23 protein-coding genes and 1 pseudogene are annotated in these 20,978 nt (G+C 65.4%); 1 reads left to right on the top strand and 23 read right to left on the bottom strand.

Translation table 11 applies throughout. From position 1 onward, the window contains the following. Positions 1-16: 16 nt before the first annotated feature. From nusA to DRB19_RS14545, 18 genes and pseudogenes are all read right to left on the bottom strand, one after another. A complete protein-coding gene (nusA, locus tag DRB19_RS14630; RefSeq protein ID WP_114186766.1) occupies positions 17-1,627 on the bottom strand; it encodes a transcription termination factor NusA in 1,611 nt (536 codons plus the stop codon). Between the two features lie 8 nt (positions 1,628-1,635). Continuing rightward, a pseudogene (rimP, locus tag DRB19_RS14625) lies at positions 1,636-2,274 on the bottom strand (ribosome maturation factor RimP); the annotation flags it as partial. Positions 2,275-2,453: 179 nt separating this feature from the next. Continuing rightward, the gene (gene trmB / locus DRB19_RS14620; protein WP_114186764.1) at positions 2,454-3,140 is read right to left on the bottom strand and encodes a tRNA (guanine(46)-N(7))-methyltransferase TrmB; all 687 of its coding nucleotides are present in this window, start codon (positions 3,138-3,140) and stop codon (positions 2,454-2,456) included. A gap of 4 nt (positions 3,141-3,144) precedes the next feature. Further along, on the bottom strand, positions 3,145-4,323 hold the full coding sequence (metK, locus tag DRB19_RS14615) for a methionine adenosyltransferase (protein ID WP_114186763.1): 1,179 nt from the start codon (positions 4,321-4,323) through the stop codon (positions 3,145-3,147). Between the two features lie 103 nt (positions 4,324-4,426). After that, a complete protein-coding gene (locus DRB19_RS14610) occupies positions 4,427-4,840 on the bottom strand; it encodes a helix-turn-helix domain-containing protein (RefSeq protein ID WP_114186762.1) in 414 nt (137 codons plus the stop codon). 22 nt (positions 4,841-4,862) lie between these two features. Next, positions 4,863-6,491: an apolipoprotein N-acyltransferase gene (gene lnt / locus DRB19_RS14605; RefSeq protein ID WP_114186761.1), complete on the bottom strand. Its 1,629-nt coding sequence runs from the start codon at positions 6,489-6,491 to the stop codon at positions 4,863-4,865. Beyond that, a complete protein-coding gene (locus DRB19_RS14600) occupies positions 6,488-7,501 on the bottom strand; it encodes a hemolysin family protein (RefSeq protein WP_114186760.1) in 1,014 nt (337 codons plus the stop codon). The genes lnt and DRB19_RS14600 overlap by 4 nt, the downstream gene beginning before the upstream one ends. Positions 7,502-7,534: 33 nt before the next feature. Then, positions 7,535-8,008: an rRNA maturation RNase YbeY gene (ybeY, locus tag DRB19_RS14595; RefSeq protein ID WP_114186830.1), complete on the bottom strand. Its 474-nt coding sequence runs from the start codon at positions 8,006-8,008 to the stop codon at positions 7,535-7,537. 14 nt (positions 8,009-8,022) lie between these two features. Continuing rightward, complete coding sequence (locus tag DRB19_RS14590; RefSeq protein WP_373867354.1) at positions 8,023-9,096, bottom strand: PhoH family protein; 1,074 nt, start codon at positions 9,094-9,096, stop codon at positions 8,023-8,025. A 16-nt stretch (positions 9,097-9,112) separates the two neighbouring features. After that, the gene (miaB, locus tag DRB19_RS14585) at positions 9,113-10,471 is read right to left on the bottom strand and encodes a tRNA (N6-isopentenyl adenosine(37)-C2)-methylthiotransferase MiaB (protein ID WP_114186758.1); all 1,359 of its coding nucleotides are present in this window, start codon (positions 10,469-10,471) and stop codon (positions 9,113-9,115) included. A 108-nt stretch (positions 10,472-10,579) separates the two neighbouring features. Continuing rightward, positions 10,580-11,347, bottom strand: a complete 768-nt coding sequence (olsA, locus tag DRB19_RS14580) for a lyso-ornithine lipid O-acyltransferase (RefSeq protein WP_245439513.1) — start codon at positions 11,345-11,347, stop codon at positions 10,580-10,582. Continuing rightward, positions 11,344-11,799: a Fur family transcriptional regulator gene (locus DRB19_RS14575; RefSeq protein ID WP_276330610.1), complete on the bottom strand. Its 456-nt coding sequence runs from the start codon at positions 11,797-11,799 to the stop codon at positions 11,344-11,346. Before DRB19_RS14575 ends, olsA begins: the two co-directional genes overlap by 4 nt. Before the next feature lie 242 nt (positions 11,800-12,041). Next, positions 12,042-12,527, bottom strand: a complete 486-nt coding sequence (locus DRB19_RS14570; protein ID WP_114186757.1) for a GNAT family N-acetyltransferase — start codon at positions 12,525-12,527, stop codon at positions 12,042-12,044. A 10-nt stretch (positions 12,528-12,537) separates the two neighbouring features. Continuing rightward, positions 12,538-13,221 carry a tRNA (adenosine(37)-N6)-threonylcarbamoyltransferase complex dimerization subunit type 1 TsaB gene (gene tsaB / locus DRB19_RS14565; protein WP_114186756.1) on the bottom strand — a complete coding sequence of 228 codons (684 nt, stop codon included), beginning with the start codon at positions 13,219-13,221 and terminating at the stop codon, positions 12,538-12,540. Between the two features lie 241 nt (positions 13,222-13,462). After that, positions 13,463-13,897 carry a helix-turn-helix domain-containing protein gene (locus DRB19_RS14560; protein WP_114186827.1) on the bottom strand — a complete coding sequence of 145 codons (435 nt, stop codon included), beginning with the start codon at positions 13,895-13,897 and terminating at the stop codon, positions 13,463-13,465. Positions 13,898-13,901: 4 nt separating this feature from the next. Next, the gene (locus DRB19_RS14555; protein ID WP_114186755.1) at positions 13,902-14,465 is read right to left on the bottom strand and encodes a Smr/MutS family protein; all 564 of its coding nucleotides are present in this window, start codon (positions 14,463-14,465) and stop codon (positions 13,902-13,904) included. Then, entirely contained in the window at positions 14,462-15,640 is a 1,179-nt protein-coding gene (gene mltA / locus DRB19_RS14550) for a murein transglycosylase A (RefSeq protein WP_114186754.1), read from the bottom strand. The genes DRB19_RS14555 and mltA overlap by 4 nt, the downstream gene beginning before the upstream one ends. Next, positions 15,637-16,356: a Tim44/TimA family putative adaptor protein gene (locus DRB19_RS14545; RefSeq protein WP_114186826.1), complete on the bottom strand. Its 720-nt coding sequence runs from the start codon at positions 16,354-16,356 to the stop codon at positions 15,637-15,639. The genes mltA and DRB19_RS14545 overlap by 4 nt, the downstream gene beginning before the upstream one ends. 266 nt (positions 16,357-16,622) lie before the next feature. On the opposite strand from DRB19_RS14545, the gene secB reads away from it, so the two are divergent. Further along, positions 16,623-17,120, top strand: a complete 498-nt coding sequence (gene secB / locus DRB19_RS14540) for a protein-export chaperone SecB (RefSeq protein WP_114186753.1) — start codon at positions 16,623-16,625, stop codon at positions 17,118-17,120. A 208-nt stretch (positions 17,121-17,328) separates the two neighbouring features. Here secB and dnaQ read toward each other — a convergent pair whose 3' ends face one another. Genes dnaQ through DRB19_RS14515 form a run of 5 tightly spaced genes read right to left on the bottom strand, consistent with a single transcriptional unit; the run spans position 17,329 to position 20,974 of the window. Then, positions 17,329-18,054, bottom strand: coding sequence for a DNA polymerase III subunit epsilon (dnaQ, locus tag DRB19_RS14535; protein ID WP_114186825.1), 726 nt, complete (start codon positions 18,052-18,054; stop codon positions 17,329-17,331). Then, positions 18,054-18,668, bottom strand: coding sequence for a dephospho-CoA kinase (gene coaE, locus DRB19_RS14530; protein WP_114186752.1), 615 nt, complete (start codon positions 18,666-18,668; stop codon positions 18,054-18,056). The genes dnaQ and coaE overlap by 1 nt, the downstream gene beginning before the upstream one ends. Beyond that, positions 18,665-19,513 carry a shikimate dehydrogenase gene (locus tag DRB19_RS14525; RefSeq protein WP_114186751.1) on the bottom strand — a complete coding sequence of 283 codons (849 nt, stop codon included), beginning with the start codon at positions 19,511-19,513 and terminating at the stop codon, positions 18,665-18,667. The genes coaE and DRB19_RS14525 overlap by 4 nt, the downstream gene beginning before the upstream one ends. 10 nt (positions 19,514-19,523) lie before the next feature. Then, positions 19,524-20,147 (bottom strand): Maf family protein, encoded by a 624-nt coding sequence (locus DRB19_RS14520; protein ID WP_114186750.1) that lies wholly within the window; start codon positions 20,145-20,147, stop codon positions 19,524-19,526. Then, a complete protein-coding gene (locus tag DRB19_RS14515) occupies positions 20,144-20,974 on the bottom strand; it encodes a pyruvate, water dikinase regulatory protein (protein WP_114186824.1) in 831 nt (276 codons plus the stop codon). The genes DRB19_RS14520 and DRB19_RS14515 overlap by 4 nt, the downstream gene beginning before the upstream one ends. Positions 20,975-20,978: the final 4 nt, after the last annotated feature.

The following is a 20,978-nucleotide window of genomic DNA, read 5'->3' as shown; positions in this document are numbered from 1 at the left end:
CTGACCATGGCCGTGTTTAAGACGGCTGGGCTTCGGTTTCGGCCTCTTCGGCCGATTCTTCAGTCTCTACGGGCGCCTCGATCCAACCGGCCTTCACGCGGGCCGCCATGATCATGGATTCCGCGTCCGTCCGGGAGACGTCGAAGCCGTCGAGAGCACCCTTGTGACGAGTAGTCTCCTGGCCGCGGCCTTCCGTCCAGCCGGCCAGATCGTCGGTCGCGCAGCCGGCTAGATCCTCCACCGTCTTGATGTCGTTCTCGCCGAAAGCCACCAGCATGGCTGTGGTGACTCCGTCGATCTCCTTGAGTTCGTCGGCGACACCAAGCTCCTTGCGGCGCTCGTCGTTCTCGGATTCGAGACGCGTGAGGTACTCCCGCGCGCGCTCCTGGATCTCGCCCGCCGTGTCCTCGTCGAAGCCTTCGATCGAGGCCACTTCGGCCGGGTCCACATAGGCAATTTCGTCCACCGAGCGGAAACCTTCGGCGGCCAAGAGCTGGCCCACGACCTCGTCCACGTCCAGCGCGTTCATGAACAGCTCGGTGCGCTCGGCGAATTCCTTCTGGCGGCGCTCGGACTCCTCGGCTTCGGTCAGGATGTCGATGTCCCAGCCGGTGAGCTGCGAGGCGAGGCGCACGTTCTGGCCGCGGCGGCCGATGGCCAGCGACAGCTGGTCGTCAGGCACCACTACCTCGATGCGATCGGCCTCCTCGTCGAGCACCACCTTGACCACTTCGGCGGGCTGGAGCGCATTGACGATGAAGGTCGCCTGATCGGGCGACCAGGGAATGATGTCGATCTTCTCGCCCTGGAGCTCGCCCACCACCGCCTGGACGCGGGAGCCGCGCATGCCGACGCACGCGCCAACCGGGTCGATGGAGGAATCGCGCGACGTCACGGCGATCTTGGCGCGGGAGCCCGGGTCGCGGGCGACCGCCTGGACGGACACGATGCCGTCGTAGATCTCCGGCACTTCCTGGGTGAAGAGCTTGGCCATGAATTGCGGGTGCGTGCGCGACAGGAAGATCTGCGGCCCCCTCGCCTCGCGGCGCACGTCGAACAGGTAGGCACGGATGCGGTCGCCCGGGCGGAAGGTCTCGCGCGGGATCAGCTCGTCGCGGCGCACGATGGCCTCGCCACGGCCGAGATCCACGATCACGTTGCCGTATTCCACGCGCTTGACCGCGCCGTTCACCACTTCGCCGATGCGGTCCTTGTATTCCTGGTACTGACGGTCGCGCTCGGCGTCGCGCACCTTCTGGACGATGACCTGCTTGGCGGACTGCGCCGCGATGCGGCCGAAGTCGAAGGGCGGCAGGGTTTCGGCGATGGTGTCGCCCACTTGGGCTGCCGGGTTGTGGCGGCTGCGTGCCTCGGACAGGGTGATCTCGCGGGAGTCGTTCTCGATCTCCGCGTCTTCCACCACTAGCAGGTGCCGGGACAGGCGCAGCTCGCCGGTCTTGGGGTTGATCTCCGCGTGGATGTCGGTCTCGGCGCCGTAGCGCGACCGGGCGGCCTTGGCGATCGCGTCCGCCATGGCGTCCAGCACGATCTGCTTGTCGATCACCTTCTCGCGCGCGACCGCATCTGCGATCTGCAAGAGCTCAAGCCTGTTGGCGCTAACAGCCATCGAGGTTACTCCTTCTCGGACTTGTTCTTGGGGCCGCGCGGTTGTGGCGCCGGCTCCGCATCAATCTCGTCGTCAGTGTCTTCTTCGGTCTCGTCATCCGCCGTCGGGGCGGTTCCCCGGCGCAGCGATTCGCGGATCAGCTCGTCGGTCAGGACGAGGCGCGCCTCGCCGAGATCCGTCAAGGGCAGGCGCGCGATCGGATCCTCGCCTTCCTTCACGTCGGGCAGTTCAATGAGCGCGGCTCCGTTCTCCACGCCCCGGATGAAGCCCCGGAAACGTTTGCGGCCAGCCAGAGGAACGGCCATCTCGATCTTGGCGTCATATCCGCTCCAACGCTCGAAATCGCTGGCCCGCACGAGCGGCCGGTCGATCCCCGGCGAAGAAATTTCGAGATAATACGCCTGAGAAACCGGATCCTCGAGGTCGAGAACGGGCGAAAGCGCGCGGCTGACGGTTTCGCAGTCGCTGACCGACATGGTGCCGTCCGGCCGCTCGGCCATGATCTGCACCGTGCATCCGTTGGTAGCCGTGACCTTCACCCGCACGAGGTTGAAGCCCAGATCCTCGATCACCGGCTCGACGATCGCAGCCACCCGGGCGGCGACGCCGTTTTCCGTGATCAGACGCTTGTCGCGTTCCTGTACCATGTTGGTCGTAATGCCCGCTCCGCCAATTTCGTTCGCAGGCTCTGGCTTTCAAACAATAAAAAAGAGCGGACCCGGCGGGGCCCACTCTCGACCAGCAGCTTGACGCTGCAACCAGAGCTGACGAGGGGAATATACTGAATCAAGTCCAGAAAAGCAAGGTGCGCCGCAGTACAGGACTTTTAGACGCGTTCCATGCGTAAGTAGGACGGCACCCGCCCCTCGCGGATGGCTTTGGCCTCGTAGCGGGTGCCGGGCCAGCCCTCGTAGGGCTTGCGCCAATCGTCGGGGCGCTCCGCGATCCAGTGGAAATCCTGGGACCGGAGGATGCGGGCCAGGACCCAGCCGATGTAGTTGTCGATGTCGCTGGCGAATCGCAGCTCCGCGCCGGGCTTCATGACCCGGGCGAGCTCCTTCAGCATCTCGTCGGAGACGAGCCGCCGCTTGCGCTGGCGGCGCTTGGGCCAGGGATCGGGATAGAGGATGTAGACCCGGTCGAAACAGGCGTCCGGCAGGGTGGGCAGCAGGTCGGTGACGTCCTCGTCCCAGACCCGGATGTTGTCGAGTCGATCCTGCTCGACCAGAGCCAGGAGCTTCGCCATGCCGTTCACGAACGGCTCGCAGCCGATGAAATTCACATCCTGGTGGGCGTGGGCCTGCGCGGCGAGATGCTCGCCGCCGCCGAAGCCGATCTCGAGCCAGGTTTCACGGCCTTCGCCAAGCTCCTTGAAAAGCTCGGCGGGCGCTTGGCCGGGCACCACCCGCAAGGAGGGCAGGCTGTTCTGGACGAGATCGTCGTGATGGGCGCGCAGCTTTTTGCCCTTCCGGCGCCCGAAGAAGGCGCCGGCACGTTCGGACGCTGCGCTCATCGGATCAGCTGAGAGCTGACTTGAGGGTGTCGGCGAGGTCGGTCCGCTCCCACGAGAAGCCGCCATCCGCCTGCGGCTTGCGGCCGAAATGACCATAGGCCGAGGTGCGGGCGTAGATCGGCTTGTTGAGGCCGAGATGGGTGCGGATGCCGCGGGGTGACAGGTCCATGGCGTCCATGAGAACCGCTTCGAGCTTGCTCTCGTCCACCTTGCCGGTGTCGTGCAGGTCCACATAGATCGACAAGGGCTTGGCCACGCCGATGGCGTAGGAAAGCTGGAGCGTGCAGCGATCGGCAAGGCCGGCCGCCACCACGTTCTTGGCGAGATAGCGCGCCGCGTAAGCCGCCGAGCGGTCCACCTTCGTGGGATCCTTGCCGGAGAACGCGCCGCCGCCATGGGGAGCCGCGCCGCCATAGGTGTCGACGATGATCTTGCGGCCGGTGAGGCCGCAATCGCCGTCGGGGCCACCGATCACGAACTTGCCGGTGGGGTTCACGTGCCAGACGGTCTCGGGCGAAACCCAGCCGGCCGGCAGGGTCTTGCGGATATAGGGCTCGACGATCTCGCGCACGTCATCCGACGAGAGGTTCTCGTCCAGGTGCTGGGTCGAGAGCACGATCTGGGTGACGCCGACGGGCTTGCCGTTCTCGTATTTCACCGTGACCTGGCTCTTGGCGTCGGGGCCGAGCACGGCGGCGCCGTTGGCCTTGGCCTTGCGGGCCTCGTTCAGGTCCTCGAGGATCTTGTGGGCATAGAAGATCGGGGCCGGCATCAGCTCCGGGGTCTCGTTGCAGGCATAGCCGAACATGATGCCCTGGTCGCCCGCGCCTTCATCCTTGTTGCCGGCGGCATCCACGCCCTGGGCGATATGCGCCGACTGGGCGTGAAGGTGGACAGCGACGTCGGCGGTCTTCCAGTGGAAGCCGTCCTGCTCGTAGCCGATGTCCTTGATGGCCTCGCGGGCGAGCTCGATCACCCGGTCCTTGGTGATGGAATCAGGTCCGCGCACCTCGCCGGCAATGACCACCCGGTTGGTGGTGGCAAGCGTCTCGCAGGCCACGCGGGCTTCCGGCTCGGCTGCCAGATAAGCATCGACCACGGAATCCGAGATCCGGTCGCAAACCTTGTCCGGATGACCTTCGGAAACCGACTCGCTGGTGAAAAGGTAGCTTGAACGGCGCACGACGAATTCCTTGTGGCGGATAAAGAAGAGGAAACCTAATATCGCTAGGCGTTAAAAAAGGCTCATGCCGCAGGCCGAAGGAAAGGTCAAGCGAACGCGTTCTTTATGACGAACGTTCTTCGTCTTCCTGAGCGGCCAGAGCCGCAACGAGCTGAACGATGCTCCGGCGGACCTTGGCGCTCTTGATTCCCGTGAAGGTCCGGATGAGTTGTAGGCCTTCGGGGGTGGACATCACATCTGAGATATAAGGAGGCGTGTCTTCCTCTGCAAAGCCCGCATCGGCCTTGATGCTCTTGATCCCGTTGAAGAAGAAATGGATGTCGACGCCAAGGATCTTGGCAATGTCCACAAGGCGCCCAACGCTGATCCGGTTCGTGCCCTTTTCGTATTTCTGGACCTGCTGGAAGGTGAGGCCCAGCATGTCGCCGAGCTTTTCTTGGCTCATCCCGATGGAAACGCGGCGCATGCGCACCCTGCTGCCGATTTCCTTATCGATCGAGCCGGTCGACTTCTTCATAGACCCCAAATTCCTTCCAAGACTACGCAGCGTTGACGCGCGTTCTCCCCGGCCCTGGAATGATCCTTGGCCGGCGGCGCGCAACGAGGGCCATTAAGCAGATCACCAGCGTGGCCGTCAAAACAAAGATGCCAAATTGGCTATAAACAGTTGCGGAAATTTCAACCGGAAGAGGAGCATCGATTGCACCCTCCACGCCGAGGGGCAGGCTCTTGACCACCCGGCCGAACGGATCGATCACGGCGGAAATGCCCGTGTTGGCCGCCCTGACGAGAGGAAGGCCCTCCTCGACGGCACGCAGCCGGGCCTGGGCGAAGTGCTGGTAGGGTCCGGGCGTTTGGCCGAACCAAGCGTCGTTGGTCACGTTGAGAATCAGATTGGGCCGGGGGCCGTCCGGCAGGATCTGGCCCGGAAAGATCGCCTCGTAGCAGATTGTCGCGGCGACCGGCGGCAGGCCGGGGATGCTCAACGCGGCCCGGCTCTCGCTCGGCTCGAAGCCGCCGGGGATGTGGACGAACTGGCGTAGCCCCACGGCCCTGATGGCTGCATCGAGGAATTTCGGCACGTACTCGCCGAACGGCACTAGATGGACCTTGTCGTAGGAGCCGATGACGGTTCCCTGATCGTCGATGACCTGAATGGCGTTGAAGAATTTTCCGACCGCTTCGCCCGGCAAAGGTTCGCCCATGCGCGCCGCCCCGGTGACGAGGACTGAGCTGGGCCCCAACAGCGTGGCGATCTGCGCCAGCGATCCCGGATCCCGGTGCAGGAGAAACGGAAAGGCCGATTCCGGCCAGATCAGATGTGTTGCCGGGGCCGAGCCCTCGGCTGCCGGAACGGCGCTGATGGTGAGATAGCGCCGCATGATTGCGTCGCGGTTACGCGGATTGAACTTGGCGTCCTGGGGCAGGTTCGGCTGCATGATGCGCAGCCGCACATTGTCGACATTGGCCACGGCCTCGGAGGGGACCCGCCAGGCTCCGAACGCCGCCATGGCGGCCAGAAACGCCGCCGCAAGACCCGGAGCCATCCAGCGCTCGCGCCTCGTATGGCCCGTTGCCAGCATTGCAGGCGCCGACCCAATGGCCAAGGCCATGAAAGTTAGTCCGTAGAGGCCGACCAGGGACGCGGATTGCATGAGCCACAGGTTCTGACCCAGCGCCATGCCGGGGCTGTTCCAGGGAAAGCCGGTGAAGAGGTGACCCCGCAGCCACTCGCTCGCTGTCAGGGCGAACGCAAAGGCAAGGATCCGGGAGGCGTCCGGCAGCCACAACAGACGAGCAAGCGCAAAGCCGAAAGCCGGAAAGAATGCGAGAAGAGCCGGCAGACCCAAAACGCCGAAGGGCAGGGCCCAAGCGAACTGATCCGCCTCGACCAGAAAGGCCGCCCCCAGCCACCAAAGCCCGGCCACGAAATAGCCGAAGCCCCAGAACCAGCCGATCCCGGCCGCTGCCTTGAGGCCTGATCGGCGCGAGGGTCCGGCCTTCATGGAGCCGTCCAGAAGCCAGACCGCAGGCGTGAGAGAGACGGCCAGCGCCGGAAGCACGCCGAAGGGAGGCATCGCCAAAGCGCCGACGGCGCCCGCCGCGAAAGCGACGAGCCAGCGACGCCATCCGGTTGCGTGGATGACGCGATCCGCCAGGGGGATCATTCCGCGGCGGCGCTTTCGGGAGAGGCCGATCTGGCGTCTGGCGGGATGGCGACGTCCCGCCGGGAGATGCGCAGGCGCTTCACCCGACGCGGGTCAGCGTCCAAGACCTCGAATTCCAGCTCTGCGGGGCCGAGAATCAGTTCGTTGCGCGAGGGAACGCGGCCCGCGAGCGTGACGATGAAGCCGCCCAGCGTATCGATGTCCTCAGCGCTGTCCTCGCCATTGAGGTCGACGCCGAGGCTTTCCTGGACCTCGTCGAGGCTCGCTCTGGCGTCCGCAATGAAGGATCCGTCGGCCGCCCGCACGATCATCTCGGCGGTGTCCTCGTCATGTTCGTCTTCAATGTCGCCGACCACCATCTCGACCAGGTCCTCGATGGACACGAGGCCGTCGGTGCCACCATATTCGTCGATGACGAGCGCCATATGGGTTCGGGTGGCCTGCATGCGCACGAGAAGGTCGATGGCCGGCATGGAGCGCGGCACGAACAGGACCGGGCGTAAGATGTTGGCTTCGGACAAGGTCTTGGACAGGTCGATCTGTCCCAGGCTCGGCAGGGTGTCGGCACCGGTTCCGGCCTCCGAAGCGCCCGCATCGGCGCTCATGGCTATAAAATCCAGGAAGTCCCGGATGTGAACCATACCTTTCGGGTCGTCGAGGGTTTCGCCATAAACCGGCAAGCGCGAATGGCCGGCGGTCCGGAACAGGCTCAGGAGTTCCCCAAGGGTCGTATCCGCGGACACGGCCACGATATCGGCCCGGGGCACCATGGCGTCCTCGACGCGGACGCGGTGAAAACCCAGCACGTTCTTGAGCATCGCCCGCTCCTGGGGCGAAAAGTCCGCATCCTCGACGGTCTCGGACAAGGCGTCCTCGAGATCGTCGCGGATGGAGTCCCGGGCCTTGAGACCGAGCCGGGTCAGAACCCTGTCGTACCAGTGGTCATGGGAGGCCTCGGGCTCGGCGGGAGTTCGGGCCAGACGGTCGTTGGGACTTCGATCTTCATTCATTGGTGTTGAGTTTCAGCCTTAAGCCTCAGCGGCTCAAGCTGCCATATCGCGATAGGGATCGGCGATGCCAAGGGTGGCGAGTGCTTTCACCTCAAGAGCTTCCATGATTTCCGCTTCCACTTCGACCTCATGGTCGTAACCGAGGAGATGCAGGATTCCATGAACGATCAAATGGGCAAAATGATGCGCAAGTTCCTTGGATTCGTCCTCGGATTCACGCACCAGCGTTTCATACGCTAAAGCAATATCGCCCAGATGGCGAGGGCCCGTTTCGCCTGGGGCCCTTTGGCCCGGCTGCTCCGGCGCCGGGAAAGACAGGACGTTGGTGGGCTTGTCCTTGCCCCGCCAAGTGCGGTTCAGCTCTTGGATGTGGTCATCGTCGGTCAGCATGACGCTCACCTCGAATTCCTCGTCGGTCTCGTCGGCGACAGTGACGGCGGCTTCGGCGGCCCGCTGCGCCAGAGCCTCCGCGTTGTCGAGGCTGGCCCAGGCGCCGGCCTCGATCATGACATCGAGCGTGATCACCTGCGATCCTGCGCCGGTTCCTGCCGGGAGGCCGCGTCGTAGGCGGTCACGATGCGGCGCACGAGGTCGTGGCGCACCACGTCCTGCTCCTTGAAGGTGACGCGCCCGATGCCCTCGACGCCGTCGAGAATGCGCACGGCCTCGATCAGGCCCGATTTCTGGCCGGGAGGCAGATCGATCTGGGTCGGATCGCCGGTGATGATCATGCGCGAGCCTTCGCCGAGGCGGGTCAGGAACATCTTCATCTGCATGGTGGTGGTGTTCTGCGCCTCGTCGAGCAGCACCACCGCGTTGGTGAGCGTGCGACCGCGCATGAAGGCCAGCGGCGCGATCTCGATCATGCCGGTCTGCAGGCCCCGGTCCACGTGACGGGCCTCCATGAAATCGTAGAGGGCGTCGTAGATCGGCCGAAGGTAGGGATCGACCTTCTCGCGCATGTCGCCCGGCAGGAAGCCGAGGCGCTCGCCCGCCTCGACGGCCGGGCGCGACAGGATGAGGCGGTCGGCTTGGCCCTGCTCCAGCAGGGACACCGCGTAGCCCACCGCCAGCCAGGTCTTGCCGGTGCCGGCCGGACCTTCGGCGAACACGAGCTCGTGCTGCTTGAGGGCCTTGATATAGGCGTTCTGCGCCGCGTTGCGGGCCCGGACAGGACCGCGTTTGCGGGTCGCGATCTGATCGAAGGCGGTTAGGCCTGGAACAGGCGCGTCCTCGGCCTTCGGAAAAAGGGTGCCTTGCAGGGTGCTCTCCTGAATGGCTCCGTCCACGTCGCCGGGAGCCAGCGTCACGCCCTGCCGGGCGCGCTCGTAGAGTCCTTCGAGGACGCGTCGGGCCAGTTCGGACGCCTCGGGGGTGCCCTTCACGGTGACCCGGTTGCCGTTGGCGATGGCCGCCACGTTCAGGCGTCTCTCCAGATGGGCGAGGTTCTGGTCGTACTGACCGAAGACAAGGCTGGCGAGGCGATTGTCGTCGAAGGTGAGAATGATCTCGGCCTCTTCCACGACGCCTGGATGTAAGCTTGAAGCGTTTCGGCCCCTTTGTGCTCGTGCGGTCACGTTGTCCGCTGGCCTCAAATGCCTCTCCATCTGTTTAAGCCGCGACCTTGTCGCCAGGCTTGATCCACTCCCCGAACAGGCTGTTGGAGCCCGCCCGGACGATCCGCACCGCCACGATCTCGCCGATGCGGTGCTGGTCGCTCTCGAACTGCACGGGTTGCAGATAGGGCGACTTGCCTGCGATCTGGCCCGGATGACGACCCGGCTTCTCCAAGAGAACGTCGAGAGTCTGACCAACGGTTCCGTGATTGAAAGCCTGTCTTTGCGTTTCCAACAGGTTTTGCAGGCGGGCCAAGCGCTCCGCCTTCACGGCTTCCGGAACCTGATCGGCGATTTCAGCCGCCGGCGTGCCGGGGCGGGGGCTGTATTTGAAGGAATACGACATGGCAAAGCCGATATCGGCCACAAGCCGCATGGTGTCCTCGAAATCCTGGTCCGTCTCGCCCGGAAAGCCCACGATGAAGTCGGACGACAGGGCAATGTCGGGCTGCAGCTTGCGTATGCGCGCGATCAGCTGGCGGTATTCGTCGCCCGTGTGCTTGCGGTTCATCGCGTCGAGGATCCGGTCGGAGCCGGACTGCACGGGAAGGTGCAGGTAGGGCATCAGCGCCGGCAGACCGCCATGGGCCTCGATCAGCTCGTCGTCCATGTCGCGGGGATGGCTGGTGGTGTAGCGCAGGCGCGCGATGCCCGGCACCTCGGCCAAGCGGCGCAACAGGCGTCCGAGCGACCAGACCGAACCGTCCGGCCCCTCCCTATGATACGCGTTCACATTCTGGCCTATGAGGGTCAACTCCCGCACGCCCGCATCGGCAAGGCGCATCGCCTCGTCCAGGATTCGGGAGACGGGGCGCGAGACCTCGGCGCCGCGGGTATAAGGCACCACGCAGAAGGTGCAGAACTTGTCGCAACCCTCCTGAATGGTCAGGAAGGCCGAGACGCCCCGGCTCTGGATCTTGGCCTTGGCGGGCGCGGGCAGGTGGTCGAACTTGTCCTCGACGGGGAATTCCGTGTCGACGATCCGCTCGGCCTGGGACTTCCTCAGAAGCGCCGGGAGATTGTGATAGTTCTGCGGGCCCACCACCACGTCCACGGCCGGCTGTCGGCGCAGGATTTCCTTGCCTTCGGCCTGGGCGACGCAACCCGCCACGACGATTTTTGTCTCGAGGCCCGAAGCCTCCCGCTCCTGCTTCATCTCGCGCACGCGCCCAAGTTCGGAATAGACCTTCTCGGCCGCCTTCTCGCGGATGTGGCAGGTGTTGAGGATGACGAGGTCCGCCTCCTCCATGGCCTTGGTTTCGCTGTACCCCTCGGTGGCAAGAACGTCCGCCATGCGCTCGGCGTCATAGACGTTCATCTGGCAGCCATAGGATTTGACGAAGACTTTTTTCACGCTGGGACGGCCCGTGCTTGGATCAGGAGCCCGAAAAGGGCAGGAGTCGAACGGTTCTTTACGCCTTTTGCCGCGTCAAGAGAATAGCCGCGCGCCTGCGGCATCGGATCAGGCGTGTTTCAGCGCCTTGCGCACCTCGATCTCCGCCCGCTTCGTCGCCACCTTGCGGCTGCCCTCGAAGGAGATCGGCTCGCCCCAGGTCACGACCACCTCAAGCGGGATGGCCTGGACGAAAAGTTTCAGGTGCGATGCGAGATCCATGTCGCCGTACCAGGCGATGAAGGGGCGGTCGCGCCGGGTGACCGGCAGGCCGTGGCGGCGCGTATACGAGATGGCGAGCGGTTGCAGGAAGACATGCTCGACGTCGTCGTGCATCAGGGCCGTCTGCGCCGCGCCCACCAGAGAGGAGCGGAAGGGCAGGAGCCGGTTGCCATCGCTGGTGGTTCCTTCCGCGAAGAGCACGATCACCTCGCCCTTCACCAGCCGGTGAGCGAGCGCATCATTGACCTCGGCGGTCGCTTTCCGGCGCTGGCGGTCGATGAACACGGATCGCTGGAGCTTGGCCATGAAGCCCACCACCGGCCAGCCCTCGATCTCGGACTTGGCGATGAACGAGAGAGGATGAAGCGACCCGATCACCGGAATGTCGAGCCAGGACACGTGGTTGGACACCACCAGCGTGGCGGCCTCCCCGGGTGGCTTCCCGCGCTCGATCACGCGCACGTTGAAGAGGCGCAGCAGGACCCGGTGGAACCACATGGGCACCCGGTGCAGGATGTCCCAGCCCAGGAGCAGCGCCAGCATCTGCAGGGGCACAAGGACGAGGCTGCAAAGGGCCAGGCAAAGGAGCCGAAACCCCACGAGGATCCGGCTCACGCTTCGTCCTTGGGGATGGGCACGGCGTAAAGTTCGAGCCGGTGGTACACCACCTTGTAACCGAGCCGCCGGGCGATTTCGGTCTGAAGCGCTTCGATCTCGTCCGACTGGAACTCGATCACGGCGCCGGTTTCCAGATTGATGAGATGGTCGTGGTGCTCCCGGGCCGCCTGCTCGTAGCGGGAACGACCGTCGCGGAAATCGAGGCGCTCGATGATGCCCTGGTTCTCCAGGAGTTTCACGGTCCTGTAGACGGTCGAGAGCGAGATGCGGTCGTCCACCGCCGCGGCGCGACGATGCAGCTCCACCACGTCGGGATGATCGGCCGCATCGTCGAGAATGCGCGCAATGATCCGGCGCTGGCCGGTCATGCGCAGTCCCTTCTCGCGGCAGGCCCGCTCGATGGCGTCCGACCGACGCGGTCTTGCCGGTTTGGTGTTGCGTGAAGCCAAGGCTGAACCCACTCCTCGCGGATGCTTATAGGCGACAGGTTGCGCGGGGGCTATACTCTAGAGCATCAGACAAGAAGTCGGATCCGATGTACTCTGCATCTCAGCAATCCTGGAGCCATCTCCAAGCCGCTGGTGGTGCGTCCACTTAAATGTCCGACGCTCTAGAGCCCCGAACCGGAAAGCCGTCCTCGCTTCCGGGACCCGTTCGATGCGCGAAACGGCATCCATTTCTCCACGACGCGCTAGAGGTCCAGCGCCATGGTGAGTGCTGCGACCCGCGTTCCGTCCGATTTGAGATAATAGCCTGTTCTGCGTCCGATTTCCTGGAAGCCGAGACGGCGGTAGACCGCAAGTGCCGGCGCGTTGCCCTCCTCGACTTCCAGATGCACCCGGCAGACGCCCTGGCGGGATAGATTGTCGAGATGCCGGGTCAGGAGGGGGCGGGCGTGTCCGCGTCCACGGGCCTCCGGGCCTAAGGCCACGGTGAGGATTTCCGCCTCGTCCACCACGACCCGTGAGAGGACGAATCCGGCAGGCCTCGATTTGCGGCCCAGGAAGAGCCCGTCCGCGATTATGCCCCGCTCCCCCAGCAGTCCCTCGAACTCGACGGTGCTCCAGGCGCGCGCGAAAGCGGTGGCATGGATGGCGGCGAGGCGGGAGGCCGCTTCCGTGCCGAGGGGCTCGACATGGGCCGGAGGCGGGCGGCTGAAGCGGTCCAGGAAACTCATCCGAGGACACCTATCGGCGGGCGATTCGCGCGCCATCCTGGGGCTTGGCGTCGGGCTCGCGCAGGTAAAGCGGCTTCGGCAGGGCATGAGTGGGGTCGGCCAAGGCGCCGAGCCGGGCCACCCAGGCGATGTCCGGCACCAGCGACGGTTCGCTGCCCACAACCTCGACCCCCTGCGCCCTCGCCTCGGCGGCGAGCTGGGGCGCGGCGTTTCCGGTCACCAGGATAGGCCCCGAGCCGAGGAGCCGGACCGCGTCGCGAAAGCCCATGAGACTCGGCTGGATGATGGTGCGCCCGCCGGCCGCGATGGCCTGGATGTAGATGTGTCCGTGCTTGGCGTCGATGGCAGCCGTGAAGAGGCCGCGCCTCTCGCTCGCCATGATGGGCGCGAGATAAGCCGAGAGCGTCGCGACGCCGATCACCGGGATATCGGCCGCCAGCCCGATGCCGCGGGCGGCCGCGATGCCGACCCTCAGGCCCGTATAGCTACCGGGACCGACCGTGACGGCGACCCGGTCGAGGCTGTCGAAGCCTCCATCGACCTGGGCGGCGAGCCGATCGATGAGCGGCAGCAGGGCTTCCGCGTGGCCCCGCTCCATCAGGATGGTCTCCTGGGCCAACGGCTCGGCATCCCCCGCCTGCAGGATGCAGGCCGAGCAGGCGTTGAGCGCTGTGTCGATGGCAAGTACGCGCAAGGGATCGTCTCCGTCTGATCTCATGGTCTCTTTAGAGCATGATCAGGACCGGTGGGAACCGGTTTTCGGGAACATGTTCGTTAGCGCGGGCGGGCAGCGGCGTCCGGGAGCGCAAACGCTGCAGGACGGGGCTCCCCCTTCCCTTGCCGAGACGGGTGCGGACGGAGCGTCTTTGCAGGCTCATGGGGCAACGCGGCGCTTCGACTTTCCGGCCACGAAGGTTGAGTTCGTTCGACGCGCCCTAAAGTTGGCCAGGCGGCGAAGCGGATTGGCCGGAATCCTGGGCCGTCTCGATAAAGAGCACGGCTCGCCTGGCCCGTTCCTGGGCGGTATCGAGCACGGCCAGGATGGCGTCGATCTCGCTCTCGGACAGGCTGCGGATCTCCCGCGCGAGGCGGTTCGCCACCAGGGTGGCGCGGGAGTCGCAGCCGCCGGTGTCGATCTTCACCCTCGGGTCGGACATGTCGGCCAGTCGGGCGAGCTCGTCGGCCTCGTCCCAGATAATGTTGAAATATTGGAGGACTCCCTGGATCAGGGTCCAGGTCGGCTTTCCGCGCTCGCCCCGTTCCAGGGCCGACAGATAGGCGCTGGAGACCCCCAGATGCGCAGCCATGTCCTTGAGGAGGAGTCCACGCTCGCGGCGAAGCTGCCGTACCCGTTCACCGAAAGGCGTCATCCGTTCATCCCGCGCCCCGCCTGCGGCGAAGCCTGACATAGAGTGCACCGGATCCGCCATGTTGGGGAGAGGCTTCCTCGAATCCGACCACAAGGGATCTGAGATCGGGCAGGCGCAGCCAGTGCGGCACCATCCGGCGCAGGACACCGCGCTCCTCGAACAGGCCGTGGGCCGAGGGGGCTCCGCCCTTGCCGGTGACCACGAGAACGACCGCGTGGCCTGAGGCCTGCGCCCGGTGAAGAAAGCGGATCAGGGCGAAATGCGCCTCGTCCTGGCGCATCCCGTGGAGATCGATGACGCTATCGACCGCCTTCTTTCCCCGCCGCAAGGCCTGCAGGGTCTTGCGCTCGACGGGCGCGAGGGGCGGCAGCGCCGGCTTTGCCGCGACGACGGGAGCGGGCAGGGGCGGGAGCACTGTCTTGCGCGTCGGAGCCGCATCGGCCCGCTCGTCGGGCTCGGGTTCCGGCAGCGGCGCCTTGCCCTTCATGGGCTTGACGCTCCGCGCGACCTGCCCCCAGAGCCGTCGCTCTTCCGGGCTGAGCGGACGGGACCGGCGCGGCTTGTTCATGACTGGACGCGAGGCTTCAGGACCACGAAACGCACCGGGTGGCGCAGCAACCCGGCCCGGGTGCCGGCCTCGGGGCCGCTGCCGAAGAAGAAATCCCCCCGCGCCGGACCCACGATGGCCGAGCCCGTGTCCTGCGTGATCATGAGCCGCCGCAAGGGTTCGGCCTCCGTGAGCGTCAGGGGAAGCTGGCCCTCGAGCCACATGGGCAGGCTATAGGCCCAGAGACTCCGGTCGACCGCAAGACTACGGCCCGGGATCAGCGGAATGCCGGCTCCGCCGATCGGACCGTCCTCGGGAGCAAGCTCGCCAGCCTCCCGGAAGAAGATATAGGACCGGTTCTGCCGCATGAGCGCACGGGCAGGCTCGGGGTTGTCCTTCAGCCAGCCCATGAGCTTTTCGAGCGTCATGGATTCCAGGTCCATCACCCCCTGCTGCACGAGGAGGCGGCCGATGGACGTATAGGGCAAGCCGTTGCGGCCCGCATAGGCAACGCGCATCACGGAGCCGTCGTCGAGGCGGATCCGGGCGGAGCCCTGGACATGGATGATGAAGGCCTCGCCGGGCTCGCGCAGGTACACGATGGGTTTCGCCCGGTCGCCTAGCGCCCCGTCTTCGATGGCGGCGCGGTCGGGGTAGGGCTCGTAGCCCTGAGCGGTCTGCCGGGCGGCCTGAAGACCGGGATCGAGGCCCTGCAGGGTCTCGCCCTGGGGTATGGTCACGAGATCGTCGGGCCGGGAGAGCAGGGGGGCCTTGTAGGCAGCGTTGCGCTCGCGCGAGCCTTTGAACTCGGGCTCGTAATAGCCGGTCAGGAACCCTTCGCCTGAAACCGGCCGAACGGCGAAGGGCTCGAAGTGGGTCTCGAAGAAGCGGCGCGCCTCGGGGGCCGTCGGCGAGGGGACCGCCAGGCCTGCGCGGCAGACCTCCAGCAGGTCCGCATCAGGCGTCTGGGCGGGCCTCAGTTCGGCGGCCTGCGCCACGAGCGCCTTGCAGGAGCGCAGAAAAGCCCCGAAGGCCGCCTGGTGATCATCCGCCTCCCAGCCCGAGAGATCCGCAAAGGACACGGGTTCGAGGCGCGCCTTGCCCTCGAGCGGCGATGCGACCGCGCCCGACATGATCACCGTCCAGGAGAAGATGCAGGCGACGCAGGAGAGAAGGGCCTGCCCGGCATGCGTCATTGTCCCGCTTCGGTCGCGACCAGCTGCCAGTTGGGATCGCGGCTGCCGAGGGTGCGGGCGAAGGTCCACACGTCCGTGACGTCCACGACCGCATCGGAGCTTCCGTCCACCACGGCGCCGACGGCGTCCCGGGTAACGGTGATCAGCTTCGAGTGGAAGCGCACGATGATCTGGGCCGTCTTCCCGTGGATTTCGGCGCCGGCCATCTCGGCTTTGTCGATCGACACGAAGGTGGTCTCCACCTTCTCGTTCCGACGCTCGCGCTCGGTGATGGCGCGCTCGAAGCCCTCATAGACTTCCTTCGACAGGAGGTCCTTGAGGGTGCGGCGATCGCCCTGGGCGAAGGCCGTGACGATCATCTCGTAGGCGGCCTTTGCGCCTTCCAGGAAGGATGCAGGCTCGAAGGACGGCTCGGAACGGGCGATGTCGTTGAGCGACTGGGCCATCGGCGTGCCGGGCTCGGCAATGCCCTTCCAGCGTTCCGAGAGCTGAACCTCGGCTGCGGGACGAGCGCCATTGGCGCCGGGGAGACGCACTACATTGTCCTGCTCGGCCGACGCGGGGCCGGGACGCACGCCGGAATCGCGGCGCGAGAGCGGATCGAACGGCGGCTGTTCGTTGCCGGTCTTCTGTCCCAGCACCGAACGAAGGCGCCAGATGACGAAAACCGCCAGAACGATAAAAATAAGGGTCGTGATGTCGAAGGAGTCCTGCATCGTCGATCCGTTGTCGGCTTGCCCGGACCTGGCGTTGGAACCGCCAGGCTTTGCCCCGACCAAAGCAAAGGAGTGATCCTCCGCATATGGGGCCTATGGGTCGTAACATCCACCTCTGCCTGCGACAAGCGACCGAGAAAGCTTCAATCTTGTTCGCGGGAATGAAGCATGGTAGCGCGAACGCCCATGGCCCGTTGCCGATCCGGCGCTTTTTCATGAGCGCTCCGTGCGGGCTCCACCCGATTCTTCAACTCGGAGCATGAAACATGGCCGACACCCCGGCAAACAACGGAGCGCAGGACGGCGGCGTGCCCTCGCTCAACGCCCTCGCCCAGTACTGCAAGGACTTCTCGTTCGAGAACCCCAATGCCCCCCGTTCTCTGCAGCAGCAGGCGGAAGGCCCGCAGATCAACCTGCAGGTCAACGTCAACGCCAAGCAGCTCGCCGATGCGGATTTCGAGATCGACCTGACCCTCGAGGGCAATGCCAAGATCGGCGACAAGGACGTTCTGTTCGCGTTCGAGCTGACCTATTCGGGCGTTTTCCGGGTCCAAAACATCCCACAGGACCAGCTTCACCCGGTGGTGATGATCGAGTGCCCGCGCCTGCTGTTCCCCTTCGCGCGCCAGATGGTGGCCGATGCGGTCCGCAACGGCGGCTTCCCGCCCCTCTACATCGACCCGATCGATTTCGTGGCGCTCTATCGCCAGCGCGCAGCCGAAATGCAGGGCCAGCAAGGCGGCCAGGCCACGACGCTGTCGTAAGGGTTGCCGGTCACACGGCTCGAAGTTTTCCCGGGCGAGGCAGCATCTGTCTCGCCCGATTTGTTTTCGACAACCTGTCTCCACCCTCATCCTGAGGAGCAGCCTTGGCTGCGTCTCGAAGGAGGTTCAAGTGCTCTCTGGAGACGCCTGATCCTTCGAGACGGCGCTTCGCGCCCCTCAGGATGAGGCTGCGATGGGATAATCCGTCTCAAGCCTTCGCATCGGGAGCCTGTCCGAGATACTCCCGCCACAGCGGATTTTGTCCGAGCGTCTCGATGAAAGCCGAATGAGCGGCCCGCTCGGCCTCCGTCAGCCGCGAGATCATCTGGCGTGGTCGCGCCTCTCGGGGAGCTGCCGCTCCCGTCTGAACCTGGGTGCCTCGTCCCGAGGCGGGCTGCAGGGAGAGATCGAAGCCCACCTGTTTGCCGCCGATGAGCTCGATATAGACCTCGGCCAGGATTTCCGCGTCGAGGAGCGCCCCGTGCTTGGTGCGCTTGGAATTGTCGATCCCGTAGCGGGAGCAGAGCGCGTCGAGGTTGTTGGCCGCGCCCGGATGCTTGCGCCGGGCCATGGACAGGGTATCGACCACGCCGCCGAGATCGATGGGCTTGTGGCCGGTCCGGGCGAATTCCGCGTTCAGAAAGCCCACGTCGAACGAAGCGTTGTGGATGACGAGCCGTCCGTCGCCGATAAATTCCACGAACTCGTCCGCGATCGATGCGAAAACCGGCTTGTCGGCCAAAAAGGAGTCGGACAGGCCATGGACCGCAAGGGCCCCCGCGGAGACGGCGCGCTGCGGGTTGATGTAGACGTGATAGGTCCGGCCGGTCGGAATGTGGTTCAGGAGTTCGACGCAGCCGATTTCGATGACCCGGTCGCCCTGGGCGTGCTCGGTGCCGGTGGTTTCCGTATCCAGAACGATTTCACGCAACATCATCGAACCCCTTGGTGCCGGACCCGCCCGGGCCTGCCGGCCAGACAGGCCAGAATCGACCGCGCCTGAGCCTGCGCGGACGCAAAACCGCGACCCGTATCCAAGAGGAAATGGGCCCTGGCGCGCTTCTCTGCGTCCGGCATCTGCTTATGCAGGATGGCGGTAAATTTTTCCTGCGTCATCCCCGGCCGGGCCAGAACCCTCTCGCGCTGCACAGCCGAAGGGGCGGTGACCACCAGAACGCCGTCGCAACGCGCCTCTCCACCGGTCTCGAACAGGAGGGGGATGTCGAGGATCGCCACGGGCGCCAGCGCCGAGACCCGGTGCAGAAAGGCCTCTTCCTCCTCGCGCACCAGGGGATGCACGATGGTCTCGAGCGCCTTCATCCGCTCGGAATCCCCGAGAACGGCCGCCCCGAGCTTCGCCCGGTCGACCGCGCCGTCCGTGACAGTGCCCGGAAAGACCTGCTCGATCAGCGGCGCGGCGCGGCCGCGATAGAGGGTGTGCACGGTGGCGTCCGCGTCGTGGACCGGAACGCCGAGCCGCCGGAAGATGGCGGCCGTCGCCGACTTGCCCATCCCGATGGAGCCCGTCAGCCCGAGCACGAACGTCATGCGGAGGTCTCGATATCGGCCACGATGAGGTCCCTCAGGGCGGGCGTGACCTCCGGCGTCACGCCGAACCAGCGGGCAAAGCCTGGAGCCGCCTGATGGAGCAGCATCCCCAGACCGTCGACCACGCGCAAGCCCCGCGCCTCGGCGGCGGCCAGCAAGGGCGTCTTGAGCGGAACATACACCACATCGGCCACCACGGTCTTGTCAGTGGTTTTCCCCAGGTCCAGGTCCAGGGGCGGCTGTCCGGCCAGCCCCAGCGAGGTGGTGTTGACGATCAGGTCCGCCTGGCTCAGGGCCGCGTCGATCCGGTCCCAGCCAAGGGCTTGGAGAACTGACGGACCGTCATCGTCAAGATCGGCAACGAGTTCCTCAGCTTTGGACAGGCTGCGGTTTGCCACGAGAACATGCCCGAGACCCCGTTCCTGAAGGCCGGCCACGATGGCCCGCCCTGCTCCGCCTGCTCCGACCACCAAAGCCGTATCCACAACGTCTGCCCAGTTTTTCCCCAGGCTCTGGTCGAGATGGGCCATGAAGCCCAGCACGTCCGTGTTGTCGCCCCAGAGAAGGCCGTCCTCGATCCAGAGGGTGTTGACCGCCTTGAGCCGCTGCGCGCGCTTTGTGCGGCGGTCGACGCCCCTGAAAGCCGCCTCCTTGTGGGGGATGGTGACATTTCCGCCGATAAATCCCTGGTCCGAAAAATTTTTCAGGAACAGGGGGAAATCGTCGGGCGACACGTCGATCCGCTCATAGGCACCTGAAATCCCGTGCTCCTTCAGCCAATGCCCATGGATGAGCGGCGAGCGGGAATGTTTGATCGGATGTCCGACGACGAAGGCTTTCGTCATGAAACCGTTCCTAGAAGGCAAGAAGGCCGAGACGGCGCAGGGTGGAAAGAAGCGGCCGTAGCGGCAGTCCTAGAATGGTCGAGTGGTCCCCTTCAACCTCCTCGAACAGATGGATGCCGAGTCCCTCCAGCTGATAGACCCCGACGCTGTGGAGGACCTGCGGCCCGGCAAGCGCCAGATAGAGGTCGATGTTTTCCGGCGTAAGCGTCCGCATCGCAAGGTGCGCCGCATCCTTGAATTCACCCACCACGCGCCCGCCTTGGGCAAGCGCGCCGGCGGAGTGCAGGGCGTGGCGTCGTCCCGCAAGACGTTCGAGCTGCGCTCGCGCTGCCTGCCGGTCTTCGGGTTTGTGAAAAATCTCGGCCCCGCAGGCTAGAACCTGATCGCCCCCGAGGACCAGACGTTCCGGATGCCGGCGGCTCACCGCCAGGGCTTTTTCCGCCGCAAGCCGCTGGGCCAGGCCCATGGGATTAAGGTTCTCGCGTCGCGCCACCTCCTCGATGGCGCGCTCATCCACCCCCGGCGCGTCGGTGTCGACCGAGAGGCCTGCGCTTTCCAGAAGGGCGCGCCGGGTCGCGCTGGTGGAGGCCAGGAGCAGCGGGGCAGGTCCGGTCCAGAGGCGGCTCATGCTCATTCGGCGATGAATCGCAGGCGGTGGTCGCGGTGCAGCTCGATGATGGCGGCCGCCGTTTCCTCGATCGACCGGCGGGTCACGTCGATCATCGGCCAGTTGTGGCGGGCGAAGAGCCGGCGCGAGGCCGCGATTTCCTCCGCGACCGCGTCCCGGTTCACGTAGGCCGTGTCGTCGTCGGCCTTCAGGCTGAGCAGCCGGTTCTGCCGGATCTGCACGATGCGCTCGGGCGTCGCCACGAGGCCCACGATCAGGGCCTTGCGGGCGGTTTCGAGAATGGACGGCGGCGGCACGCCCGGCACCAGCGGAATATTGGCCGTGCGCATGCCGCGATTGGCAAGATAGATCGCCGTCGGCGTCTTGGACGTGCGGCTGACGCCCACCAGAATCACGTCCGCCTCGTCCAGATCCTGTGGCAGATGCCCATCGTCGTGGAGGAGGGTGAAGTTCATGGCGTCGATGCGCTTGAAGTATTCCGCGTTCAGCATGTGCTGCGCGCCGGGCCGCGCGGTCGAGTGGGCTCCAAGGTAGGACGACAGCAGCTGATGGACCGGGGCGAGCACGGAGAGATGTGGCGACGAGGTCGCCCGGCACACCTCTTCCAGGCGCTCGGCGAGATCCTGCTCCACCAGGGTGTAGAGCACGATGCCGGGCGCGTTTTCGATCTCGGACAGGACCCGCGCGAGCTGGGTGTGCGAGCGGACCAGCGGATAGACATGCTCGATCGCCGCGATGCCTTCGTATTGGGCAACGGCCGCCCGCGCTACGGTGATCAGGGTCTCGCCCGTGGAGTCGGACACGAGATGAAGATGGAAATAACTGCGTCCCACACAG

Source organism: Microvirga aerophila (assembly GCF_003332305.1).
Classification (GTDB): domain Bacteria; phylum Pseudomonadota; class Alphaproteobacteria; order Rhizobiales; family Beijerinckiaceae; genus Microvirga; species Microvirga aerophila.
Note: the sequence above shows the minus strand (reverse complement) of the source record. Positions and strands in the feature narration are given on the sequence as shown.

What these genes read in the sequence shown, in the direction of transcription:
- nusA (WP_114186766.1), bottom strand. Translation starts at nt 1,627, where the DNA reads ATGGCTGTTAGCGCCAACAGGCTTGAGCTCTTGCAGATCGCAGATGCG.
- trmB (WP_114186764.1), bottom strand. Translation starts at nt 3,140, where the DNA reads ATGAGCGCAGCGTCCGAACGTGCCGGCGCCTTCTTCGGGCGCCGGAAG.
- DRB19_RS14610 (WP_114186762.1), bottom strand. Translation starts at nt 4,840, where the DNA reads ATGAAGAAGTCGACCGGCTCGATCGATAAGGAAATCGGCAGCAGGGTG.
- lnt (WP_114186761.1), bottom strand. Translation starts at nt 6,491, where the DNA reads ATGATCCCCCTGGCGGATCGCGTCATCCACGCAACCGGATGGCGTCGC.
- DRB19_RS14600 (WP_114186760.1), bottom strand. Translation starts at nt 7,501, where the DNA reads ATGAATGAAGATCGAAGTCCCAACGACCGTCTGGCCCGAACTCCCGCC.
- ybeY (WP_114186830.1), bottom strand. Translation starts at nt 8,008, where the DNA reads ATGATCGAGGCCGGCGCCTGGGCCAGCCTCGACAACGCGGAGGCTCTG.
- DRB19_RS14570 (WP_114186757.1), bottom strand. Translation starts at nt 12,527, where the DNA reads ATGAGTTTCCTGGACCGCTTCAGCCGCCCGCCTCCGGCCCATGTCGAG.
- DRB19_RS14560 (WP_114186827.1), bottom strand. Translation starts at nt 13,897, where the DNA reads ATGACGCCTTTCGGTGAACGGGTACGGCAGCTTCGCCGCGAGCGTGGA.
- DRB19_RS14555 (WP_114186755.1), bottom strand. Translation starts at nt 14,465, where the DNA reads ATGAACAAGCCGCGCCGGTCCCGTCCGCTCAGCCCGGAAGAGCGACGG.
- mltA (WP_114186754.1), bottom strand. Translation starts at nt 15,640, where the DNA reads ATGACGCATGCCGGGCAGGCCCTTCTCTCCTGCGTCGCCTGCATCTTC.
- DRB19_RS14545 (WP_114186826.1), bottom strand. Translation starts at nt 16,356, where the DNA reads ATGCAGGACTCCTTCGACATCACGACCCTTATTTTTATCGTTCTGGCG.
- secB (WP_114186753.1), top strand. Translation starts at nt 16,623, where the DNA reads ATGGCCGACACCCCGGCAAACAACGGAGCGCAGGACGGCGGCGTGCCC.
- dnaQ (WP_114186825.1), bottom strand. Translation starts at nt 18,054, where the DNA reads ATGTTGCGTGAAATCGTTCTGGATACGGAAACCACCGGCACCGAGCAC.
- coaE (WP_114186752.1), bottom strand. Translation starts at nt 18,668, where the DNA reads ATGACGTTCGTGCTCGGGCTGACGGGCTCCATCGGGATGGGCAAGTCG.
- DRB19_RS14525 (WP_114186751.1), bottom strand. Translation starts at nt 19,513, where the DNA reads ATGACGAAAGCCTTCGTCGTCGGACATCCGATCAAACATTCCCGCTCG.
- DRB19_RS14520 (WP_114186750.1), bottom strand. Translation starts at nt 20,147, where the DNA reads ATGAGCATGAGCCGCCTCTGGACCGGACCTGCCCCGCTGCTCCTGGCC.